We start from the raw sequence: 9610 nt of genomic DNA, 5'->3' as shown, positions 1-9610 counted from the left end.
TGTCGCGTCTGCCGGAATTCGCTCCGGTGCTTCAGGATTTTTCCCGGCTGGACGACCGGGATATTCGGGGCGGAGTTTCGGCCCGGACTGTGCTACTGACACTGAAACATGTTTTTCGTGACGATTTACTGGAGCGGCTGCCGGAAATACTGGCCCAGGCTCAGGAGATGCTGAAAAATGAAAACGGACGGGAAATTATATTCACCCTGCTCTATTATCTCACTGAGGGCACGGGGAAACTGGACGAAGAAACACTTGGAGCAGTTCTGGAAGATTCTGTTCACGGAGGTGGTATTATGCAGTCTTTTTTAAAGAAATATTATGATCAGGGGCTTGAAAAGGGTGTGCAGCAAGGGATTCAAAAGGGCGTACAGCAGGGAATGCAACAGGGTGAGCAGCGGGTTCTTTCACGCCTGCTGAGAAAACGCTTCGGAGACCTGCCTGAGTGGACGGAGCAGATGCTGAAAGAGGCGTCAGGCAGGATGCTTGAGGTCTGGTCCGAGCGTATTTTCACCGCTACCACCCTTGAGGATGTCTTTGCCGAATAAAGCCTGTTCTGCCCTATGAAGAGGGTATTGAGATGTAGGGGCAGACCCGTGTGTCTGTCCTTGTACGCGCCACCCCGGCTGAAAAAACCGACCGCTTTTTTCTACACCCTTGCCGGGACATAAGCAGCCGACAGCCTCTTTTTCTTTCTTATAGATACCACAACGCTAACCTTGTCTTGCCCTTGCTTTTTTCATGCGGTATATAGGGGAAACAGACAAACAGGTTCGCGCCCCTGTGTCGGTACGGAGTATCCCGATCAGAGATAATCGGGCAGACACGCAGCTCTGCCCTACGCCAAATGACAAAAGACTATGCCAACAACATATCAACCCAACAGATCTGACAACGTGGATTATCTTGAAGCCACCTTTCGTAAAATTTTCCCCCAGGACAGCGAATATCGGGATAAAGCCACAGCCCGGCTTGAGCAGCTGACCATGCCCCATTGGGCCTTGGGAGATCTTATGGATCTGGCCGTGGATCTGGCCGGGATGACCCGTTCCATGCATCCCCCGGTGCAGCGGAAGAGGGTGGTGGTTATGGTGGGTGATCACGGGGTCACTGCAGAAGGGGTGTCTAAATATCCGGCTGAGGTCACGGCACAGATGGTCTCTAATTTTGTCAATGGCGGGGCTGGCATTAACGCCTTGGCCCGGCAGGCCGGAGCAGAGGTTGCTGTGGTGGATATGGGATGCTCTGAGGATCTCTCTGATCTGGTGAAACAAGGCAAGATTATCTCCAAAAAGATAGCTGCCGGCACCGAGAACATGGTCTACGGACCAGCCATGACCCGTACCCAGGCGGTCATGGCCGTGGAAGCTGGTATTGAGGTGGCTGAACAAATGGCCTCAGAGGTGGACATCTTTGCCACCGGCGATATGGGCATAGGCAATACCACTGCCAGTACCGCTGTTATTGCAGCTATGACGGACAAGACTCTGGATCAGCTGACCGGGAGGGGAACCGGCCTGGATGATGAGCAGCTGGAGCATAAGAAACGAATTCTGGCCAAGATCCTGCAAATGAATAAACCTGACAGCAACGACGGCCTGGACGTGCTGGCCAGGGTGGGGGGCTATGAGATTGGCGGGATTGCCGGGCTGATCATCGGGGCTGCGGCCCAGCAAAAGCCGGTGCTGGTAGACGGTTTTATCTCTACTGCCGGGGCCTTGATCGCCTGCAAGTTGGAGCCTTTTGTCAGGGATTATATCATCTGTGCCCATCGCTCTGTAGAGCAGGGCCATGCCGTGATGCAGGAGCAGATCAGGTGCAAGCCCCTGTTGGATCTCAATCTGCGTCTTGGGGAGGGTACCGGAGCTGCCCTGGCCATGAACGTGGTTGAGGCGGCTGTGGCTGTGCTTACCGAAGTGTCCACCTTTGCCGATGCCGGGGTCACGGGAACCCCAACAGAATGAAGTTCCTCAACAGACGCAGCTCCGGCAACAGGCGCAGAAAAAAGACATCGCGGTTTCAAAGACAAGTTTCTGAGAAACAAGAAAAAGCTCCGCAAAGGAAGAGCGAATCCAGATCCAGTCAGCCGCTGAACAGAAGCATCATTACCGCAATTGGCTCCTTTGTTGCGGCTCTGCGTTTTCTCTCTATTATTCCTGTTTCCGACAGCTTCGGAACGAACGAGGAAGAACTGGCCCGATCAGTGCCTTTTTTCCCCTTGGTTGGCCTGTTCTTTAGCTGTATAGCCTTGCCCCTGGCCTGGGGCTTGTACATGGTTTTGCCGTCTGCGGTGGCAGCAGTACTGATGGTTTTTCTCCTGCTTGGTTTTTCCGGTGGATTGCATTTGGACGGATTAGCTGACACGGCAGATGGTTTTTTCAGTGCCCGGCCTCGGGAACGGATGCTGGAAATCATGCGGGATTCAGCCACCGGTGCTATGGGGGTGATGGCCCTGCTTCTTCTGCTCTCTCTCAAGATTGCCTGTCTGGCTGCTCTTCCAGCTCTAGGAGACAAGCTCTTTCTTGCAGTTTTCTTCATGCCCATTGCAGGGCGTATCGCCATTCTCCTGCTCATGGCCTTATTGCCCTATGCTCGCCCCGAAGGCGGGTTGGGAACCCTGTTTAAAGATTCCTTTGCCACCAATCAGGCCCGGCTCAGGGCCTTGGCTGTTATGCTGGTTTTCAGTGGTATCTCCTGGGCCGCCGCAGGGCCACAGGGGATTCTTGCTGTCTGTGCGGTTCTGCTCATCACTGCTCTGTTCGCTCTCTTTTGTCGGCAAAAGATCGGCGGAGTGACCGGAGATACCTTGGGCGCAGCCTGCGAGTTAGCTGAAGCCACCATTGCCCTGGTTTTTGTCCTTCAGTTGGGCAGCGGAGTATGAGCGGGCACGGCGGTAATATCAGAGAACTGACTGCTCGCCTGGGATGCCTGCCGGAAGAAATTTTGGATTTCAGTGCCAACATCAATCCCCTTGGGCCGCCTGAGCATCTCTGGAATCTGCTGGCTGGCTGTTTAGGCGATATTTTGCAGTATCCTGACCCGGATTCGACGGAACTGGTGCAGGCCATTGCAGAGCAGTATCAGCTTCCGGCAGAGCAGATTGTTCCGGGGAATGGCACTTCAGACCTGCTCTACGCAACCCTTCGTGCTGTAGGGGCGAACCCCTGTGTTCGTCCTTGTCCATCGGGCAGACACAGGGACCTGCCCCTACATGAATCCCTGGCAGAAAAAAAAATACAACGGGCCGTGATTCCGGTTCCAGCCTATATTGATTATCGTCATGCCTGCGAACGAGCCGGTCTTGAGGCTCTGCCTTTTCTTCTACCGGCAGAGGATGATTTTCAGCCGAACCTGGACCATATTTCTCCGCTGCTTCAGCCCGGTGATTTGCTGATTCTCGGTCAACCCAATAATCCGACGGGCAGGATGATCGACCGGACGGCCCTGCTGGCCCTGGCTGATCAGCACCCGGATGTCTTTTTTCTGCTGGATGAGGCCTTTGCCGGTTTTGTTGCAGGATATAGTTCGTTGGCAGGCTCTCGGGAAAACATCATCACCCTCTGCTCTTTAACTAAACTCTTTGCCGTGCCTGGTTTGCGACTGGGATTTCTGGCCGCTTCTGAAGAGTTGTGCAATGCGATACAAGAACAGCTTGCTCCGTGGTCGGTGAATGCCCTGGCCCAGGCTGCTGGCAAGGCCATGATCGGCGATACAGACTATATCCGCAAAACGCAGGAACTGATCCGGAAAAATCGTGAAACCCTCAGTAAAGATCTGGCCGGAATCCCTTTACTCCGGGTTATTCCGGGAACCGCAGATTTCCTTCTGGTTCAGTTGAAGGGCAGGCTAACAGCTGCTGAACTGGAAGATAGGCTTCTTCAAGAGGCCCGAATCGCCATTCGGCTCTGTGCCAATTATGAAGGGCTGGAAGAACAGTATTTCCGGGTGGCGGTGCGCTCGGAAGAGGAAAATAATCGCTTTGTTGCCGCATTACAGGAAATCCTGCTGCCCAGGCAGAAAAGAGGAAGTTTTTCCGTAGGGTACGGCTCCCGCATCAAAAAGACACCCTCCCTGATGCTCCTCGGCACAGGCTCGGATGTAGGTAAAAGCGTGCTGGTGGCCGGACTCTGCCGGATCCTCTTGCAGGACGGCGTGCGAGTGACCCCGTTCAAGGCCCAGAATATGTCCCTGAATTCCTATGTAACCAGAGACGGCGGTGAGATGGGTCGGGCCCAGGTGGTCCAGGCCCAGGCCTGCCGTCTTGACCCGGATGTGCGTATGAATCCGGTGCTGCTCAAGCCCTCCTCAGATGTGGGCAGCCAGATCATCGTTCTCGGAAAACCTGTAGGCAATATGCGGGTGACAGACTATGTCCGCTATAAGGAACAGGCCTGGCAGGAGGTCTGTCAAACCTATGATGCACTGGCAGCGGATTTTGACTGCATCATCCTGGAAGGGGCGGGCAGTCCGGGCGAGGTGAACCTGAAATCCCATGATATTGTGAACATGCGCATGGCCCGGTACAGCCAGTCTCCGGCCCTGCTGGTGGGGGATATTGATAGGGGCGGGGTTTATGCCTCTTTTATCGGTCATATGGCGGTGATGGCTCCTTGGGAACGGCAGTTGCTGGCTGGCTTTCTGGTCAATCGTTTTCGGGGCGATGTTTCCTTACTGGCCGATGCCCATGCCTTTGTTGAGCAGCGCACAGGTAAGCCGGTGCTGGGGGTGGTGCCTTGGCTTACTAACCTTGGCCTGCCCCAGGAGGATTCAGTGAGCTTTAAGGCGGGTCTTTACGATAGCCCGAAACCTGCTGCTGGCGAACATGTGGAAATTGTCCTGATTGATCTGCCTCATATCTCCAACTTCACTGATCTGGAACCCTTGTTGGAAGAAAAGGATGTCTGGCTGCGCACAGTCCGGCAGGTGGATGAGCTGGGCGAACCGGATTGTTTGATCCTGCCCGGATCCAAGAACGTGGTTGGTGATTTGGTCTGGCTGGCCCAAACCGGTCTGGACAAGGCCATTATCCAAAGGGCTGAACAGGGCTGCCTGGTCATCGGGATCTGCGGTGGCTTCCAGATCCTCGGGAAAACTGTAGCTGATCCCCACGGCATTGAAGGTGAGCCGGGCGCCCTGCTGCATGGGCTGGGCCTGCTGGAGCTGACCACGGAGCTGGCAGCTCATAAAACCCTTACCCGTCGTGAAGGCCAACATCTCCCCTCCGGTCAGCCGGTGCATGGTTATGAAATTCATCATGGGCAGACTGATAGCTCCGGGAGAGATGGAAGCGTGGCAAAACCTCTTCTGAGCTTTGCTGATGGGGCCTCCTGCGGCCTTGCCGACCCATCAGGCCGGGTCTGGGGCAGCTATCTGCATGGTATCTTTGATGCAGATCCCTTCCGCCGCTGGTTTATCAATGATCTGCGTGAACGAAAGGGATTGGCTCCCTTAAGTGGGCAGGGTACGCAGTATGACCTGGAACCTGCCCTGGATCGACTGGCTGGGGTGCTGCGGCAGGAATTGGATATGGATGCGGTCTATCGTTTGCTGGGGATCTGAGTGACGCAACCATGCCCTAACGGGGCTTCGGGGCTTTTTCATCAGCTCAGGGTTTAACACTATCATGACACCATCAGTTGGTCAGAATCTTAATTATTAATCTGTTACTGATATCCAACAGATCATTCTTTTATGCGCTCATTCTGTCTTTTTCTTCTCCTGGCCATTTTTCTTTTTGGATTAGCTGTGGGAGGCTGGTTCGCTGCGTATGTCTTCACACCTTCTCCCGGCCTGGAAGATCGCATTATCAATATTCCCAAAGGTGCTGGTGTTCGCCAGATACAGACCCTTCTTGCTCAGGAAGAGATCATCATTGCCGACGATATTCGTTTTCTGATCCTGGCCCGGCTCTTTCATGTGATTAAGCATCCCCCACGCCTGCGGGCTGGCGAGTTCAAGGTGCCGCAGGGCTTGACCCCCTTGGAGGTTATCCAATTTCTGGATACAGCCCGGCCTGTGCATCATAGAGTAACCATCCCGGAAGGAAAAACGATGACCGAAATTGCTGCCATTTTTGCCGAAGATGGTTGGGCAGATCCGGCAACTTTTCTCCGGCTTTGTCAGGATGCAGCCCTCTTGAAAGAGCTGGGGATAGCAGCTTCTTCTTTGGAGGGATACCTCTTTCCGGAAACCTATACCCTGGTTCGCGGAGAGGTTGATGAACAAAAGCTGATTAAGATAATGGTTGAGCGTTTTTTTACTGTCTGGAAAGATTTGACAGAATCGGGAGCAGCGGAACAAACAGAGGAGGTGAAGCAGTATGATCAACATCAGCTGCTTACCTTAGCCTCTATTGTAGAAAAGGAAACCGGCTCTGCAGGGGAGCGTGATGTGATCGCCGGGGTATTCTATAATCGCCTCAAAAAAGGCATGCGGCTCCAGTCTGACCCCACGACGATTTACGGAATCAAAGACTTTAACGGCAATCTGACCAAGGCTGATCTCGAACAGTGGAGTCCTTATAATACCTATACTATTCCCGGTCTGCCTGCCGGTCCTATTTGTAATCCCGGTGCAGCAGCGATTAAGGCAGTGCTGTCGCCAGCCAAGGTTCCCTATTTTTACTTTGTCTCCCGCAATGATGGTAGCCATAAATTTTCCAAGACGCTGAAGGAGCATAACCGGGCGGTGTATAAGTTTCAGAAGTTGGGGAAGAATAGATAAAAGTTTTTTTGTCACTTTCTACTGTCCAGATGCGCCCTAAGCCCCTCCAGCAACACAAACCTCCCCAGCGGGACAACTTCGCAGGGAATACAGCCGAGAAAAAGCGGATTATCGCAAAGCCCGCCAGAGAGATAAAGCCTGTTCGGAGAACCGGCAAAGCGAAAGGCATTGCGGGCAATACCCCAGACAAATTTTGCCACCGCCTCGGTTTCAGAACTGCCCGTGACCACGGCGTCAAAGATATGACTCATACCGAGAACGCCACAGGTGACGGAAAACCCGGTTGCCGGCACAGCTACCTGACTGTAATCAATTTTGTAATAGGATTCCAGCAGTTCAATGGTAAAACCCATTGAGGCCCCGCATTCCGCATTCCAGCCCATATCCGCCACTTCTCCTTTTTGATAACGGATACATTTAATATCCCGGCTGCCGCAGTCGAGCAGCACGGCATTTGATTCAGGAATCAGGCAATTACCACCCTTGGCCAGGGCAATCAACTCATTGATAGATTCTTTGCCACGTCGTTTGGCATTATGACCTGTGGCAAGGTCAGCCTTGAAGGTGGGGGCAAGCTCACGGGTAGGGACAACCCTTGGGTTGCTGTTTTCTTGATCTGTTGTAAAAAGCTTGGTGTAGGAGGTCCCGAAATCAGCCAGCAGCATGCTTACCTCCTGCTTCCTTGTTTTGAGAATTCGAGAAATGCCTCAATTTTTGCCCGGACACTGGAACTGGTATTGACATCGCAGTCCACGTACAGTCCTTTGGAGTGACGTTCCGCCAAGTGCTTGGCCAGGGCTGTCTTGGCGCAAAAGGACTGGGCAAAGAACACTGTGGGTACAGTGGGATTATAGTAGGATTCCAATTCAATATCAGCAGGGGTTTTGTTTTCTATGCAGCGGCTCCATCCATAGACATGGGTGCTGTCTGGAAACAGGGATAAAAGCGAGAAATCACGAGGTGGTACACCCCAAAAACCTGCTGTGGGGACTGAACACGGATAATCAGGAGAAGGAGCACTTGACTGAATTCCCTTGGTAATTGCCTGGAGTTTTTCCATCAGAGGCAGGTTGCTGCGGCAGATAGGAGTACCAAAGCCTTTGCTGTCCAGATTACGGGTAGTGATGACCGGAATCGTCAGAAAATCCTGGAGAACCTTGGCCACATGGAGGGCACAGTCACATTTTCCTGGGCCGATATCAATATAAATGCTGTCTAGTTCCATGTTCATGGCATTCAGTGTCACAGTGCGGAGAATGGCACAATACACCTGGGGGAGATGGGTCTCCCTGTTCATGGGCAGCGAAAGGTGAGGCTCGTCAAGATCAACAATCCTGGTCTGTTCCTTATTGAGTTGTTGGATGATCTCCAGAGGCGGAACGCCGACAATACCGATTGTCTTTTTCATCAGGTATCCTCCCGAAGCAACAAAATAAATCCTAATACACCTACAGCAATATGGATAGAAAGTGCCGCTGCAAGGGGAGGGATGTATCCGGCCTTGGCAAGGGATTGCAAGGTTCCCCAGCAGCCCCAGCAGACAAAGGCCAGTCCGCAACTGACAGGTATAGCCAGTGAAAGGTCGCGTCCCCATTTTCGGTAAACCATCAGCAACATGGGTAGACCCAGCATGAGCAAGGGCAGGCCCAGAAAAACATAGGAAATCCGACCGTAAAAATTTGCCCAGGCCTGGGTGCGTTCCTCGGGCGCTTCCTGATGCAGGGCATCACGGTACAATTCTGCCAGGGAAAGCTCATTGCTGCGATATTGTGGGATGAAGAAATCTGCTGGGGTTTCTGTAAAGTTAAAACTCCGTTCTCGGAATATTTCTGTTTTAAAGATTTTTTGCCCCTTGGCATACTGCACCTGTCCGTTTTGCAGGGTCCAAGTACCGTCTTGCCAGAAGGCATGTTCAGAAGAGACCAAGGCAGTGAGCTTATAGCGGCTGTTCCAGGAAGAATAAGAGAAAAAGGGAAAGACATTCTGGTTTGGGTCAGGGCGAGCAAAGGAGTAGAAATTATTGTTGTCCTGATAATAATAACGGCCATTCCGGTAAATCCCCAGAGAGACCCGGCCTTTGACCTCTTTATTCCAGATTATGTTGGTCCGGGACACGGTCTTGGGCAAGACAAATTGTGATAAGGCAAGGAGCAAGAGGGTTGCGATCATGCCGCCGGCAATAATTGGAGCTGCTATCTTTTTGAGGGGAATACCGCAGGACTTGAGCGCAATCAATTCGTTGGAATTGTTGAGCACCCCAAAGGTTACCACCCCGGCCAAGAGAATACAGACCGGCCCCATCTGTTCCACAATAAAAGGGATGGAGAGCAGGAAGAATTTACCCACCAGGGCCATGGACTTACCCTTTTCCATGAAATTGTCAATTTTTTCAAAAAAATCAATAAGCAAATAGATAGCAATGAAGCTCAAAACCAGCATCATGATATTTTTGAAGAACTGAAGCAGGATATAACGTTTGAGAAGATTCACAATGTTGCAGGTTTGGGAAAATATGGAGACAGGGATTAATTCCACGGAACAGGCTGGGAAGGAAAAAGCGATTTCCTCCTGTTTGCCTGTCCTGTTTTTTTATGTTTTATTGCGCTGCATCAGAAGATTTTTATTGCTCCCTGTCAAAGAAGCATTTTCTATGATAACGCTAGTACAGTAAGTACCCGTTGGAGGATGTTCAGTCAAGCATTACCGGTACACAAGGGGTAACTTTTGCTGGTTTTGGTGTGCTTATACCGTACCTTTTCTGGCTCATCGCAGATTAGTGGGGAACGCCATGTTCCGCAAATACTCTGAGCCTGAAATTTTCAAAATTTCTATATCCAAACGCAGTCCGAATAATGTTTCTTATGCTGTTATTGAGTCCTTCAACAAA

General features: G+C 52.0%; 8 protein-coding genes and 1 pseudogene. 5 read left to right on the top strand and 4 right to left on the bottom strand.

The genetic code is table 11. The annotated features are described in order from the left end of the window. The 5 genes from L2082_RS16420 to mltG form a co-directional block, all read left to right on the top strand. Positions 1-548, top strand: a 548-nt coding sequence (locus L2082_RS16420) for a DUF4351 domain-containing protein (RefSeq protein ID WP_446011980.1), incomplete at its 5' end; no start/stop codon positions are given. Positions 549-860: 312 nt separating this feature from the next. Further along, positions 861-1964 (top strand): nicotinate-nucleotide--dimethylbenzimidazole phosphoribosyltransferase, encoded by a 1104-nt coding sequence (gene cobT / locus L2082_RS16415; RefSeq protein ID WP_446009965.1) that lies wholly within the window; start codon positions 861-863, stop codon positions 1962-1964. Then, entirely contained in the window at positions 1961-2881 is a 921-nt protein-coding gene (gene cobS / locus L2082_RS16410; RefSeq protein WP_446009964.1) for an adenosylcobinamide-GDP ribazoletransferase, read from the top strand. The genes cobT and cobS overlap by 4 nt, the downstream gene beginning before the upstream one ends. Then, complete coding sequence (locus L2082_RS16405; protein WP_446009963.1) at positions 2878-5559, top strand: cobyric acid synthase; 2682 nt, start codon at positions 2878-2880, stop codon at positions 5557-5559. The genes cobS and L2082_RS16405 overlap by 4 nt, the downstream gene beginning before the upstream one ends. A 132-nt stretch (positions 5560-5691) precedes the next feature. Continuing rightward, entirely contained in the window at positions 5692-6723 is a 1032-nt protein-coding gene (mltG, locus tag L2082_RS16400; protein WP_446009962.1) for an endolytic transglycosylase MltG, read from the top strand. A gap of 11 nt (positions 6724-6734) precedes the next feature. Here the strand turns inward: mltG and L2082_RS16395 are convergent, their stop codons facing one another. From L2082_RS16395 to L2082_RS16380, 4 genes and pseudogenes are all read right to left on the bottom strand, one after another. After that, positions 6735-7388: an ATPase gene (locus L2082_RS16395; protein ID WP_446009961.1), complete on the bottom strand. Its 654-nt coding sequence runs from the start codon at positions 7386-7388 to the stop codon at positions 6735-6737. A 2-nt stretch (positions 7389-7390) separates the two neighbouring features. Continuing rightward, a complete protein-coding gene (locus L2082_RS16390) occupies positions 7391-8131 on the bottom strand; it encodes a hypothetical protein (RefSeq protein ID WP_446009960.1) in 741 nt (246 codons plus the stop codon). Next, positions 8131-9213, bottom strand: a complete 1083-nt coding sequence (locus L2082_RS16385) for an LptF/LptG family permease (RefSeq protein WP_446011979.1) — start codon at positions 9211-9213, stop codon at positions 8131-8133. Before L2082_RS16385 ends, L2082_RS16390 begins: the two co-directional genes overlap by 1 nt. 301 nt (positions 9214-9514) lie before the next feature. Beyond that, positions 9515-9610: pseudogene (locus L2082_RS16380) on the bottom strand (transposase); the annotation flags it as partial.

This window comes from Candidatus Electrothrix sp., assembly GCF_052785085.1.
Note: the sequence above shows the minus strand (reverse complement) of the source record. Positions and strands in the feature narration are given on the sequence as shown.

Coding starts and splice junctions, on each gene's coding strand:
- L2082_RS16395 (WP_446009961.1), bottom strand. CDS start 7,388: ATGCTGCTGGCTGATTTCGGGACCTCCTACACCAAGCTTTTTACAACA.
- cobS (WP_446009964.1), top strand. CDS start 1,961: ATGAAGTTCCTCAACAGACGCAGCTCCGGCAACAGGCGCAGAAAAAAG.
- L2082_RS16405 (WP_446009963.1), top strand. CDS start 2,878: ATGAGCGGGCACGGCGGTAATATCAGAGAACTGACTGCTCGCCTGGGA.
- mltG (WP_446009962.1), top strand. CDS start 5,692: ATGCGCTCATTCTGTCTTTTTCTTCTCCTGGCCATTTTTCTTTTTGGA.
- cobT (WP_446009965.1), top strand. CDS start 861: ATGCCAACAACATATCAACCCAACAGATCTGACAACGTGGATTATCTT.
- L2082_RS16390 (WP_446009960.1), bottom strand. CDS start 8,131: ATGAAAAAGACAATCGGTATTGTCGGCGTTCCGCCTCTGGAGATCATC.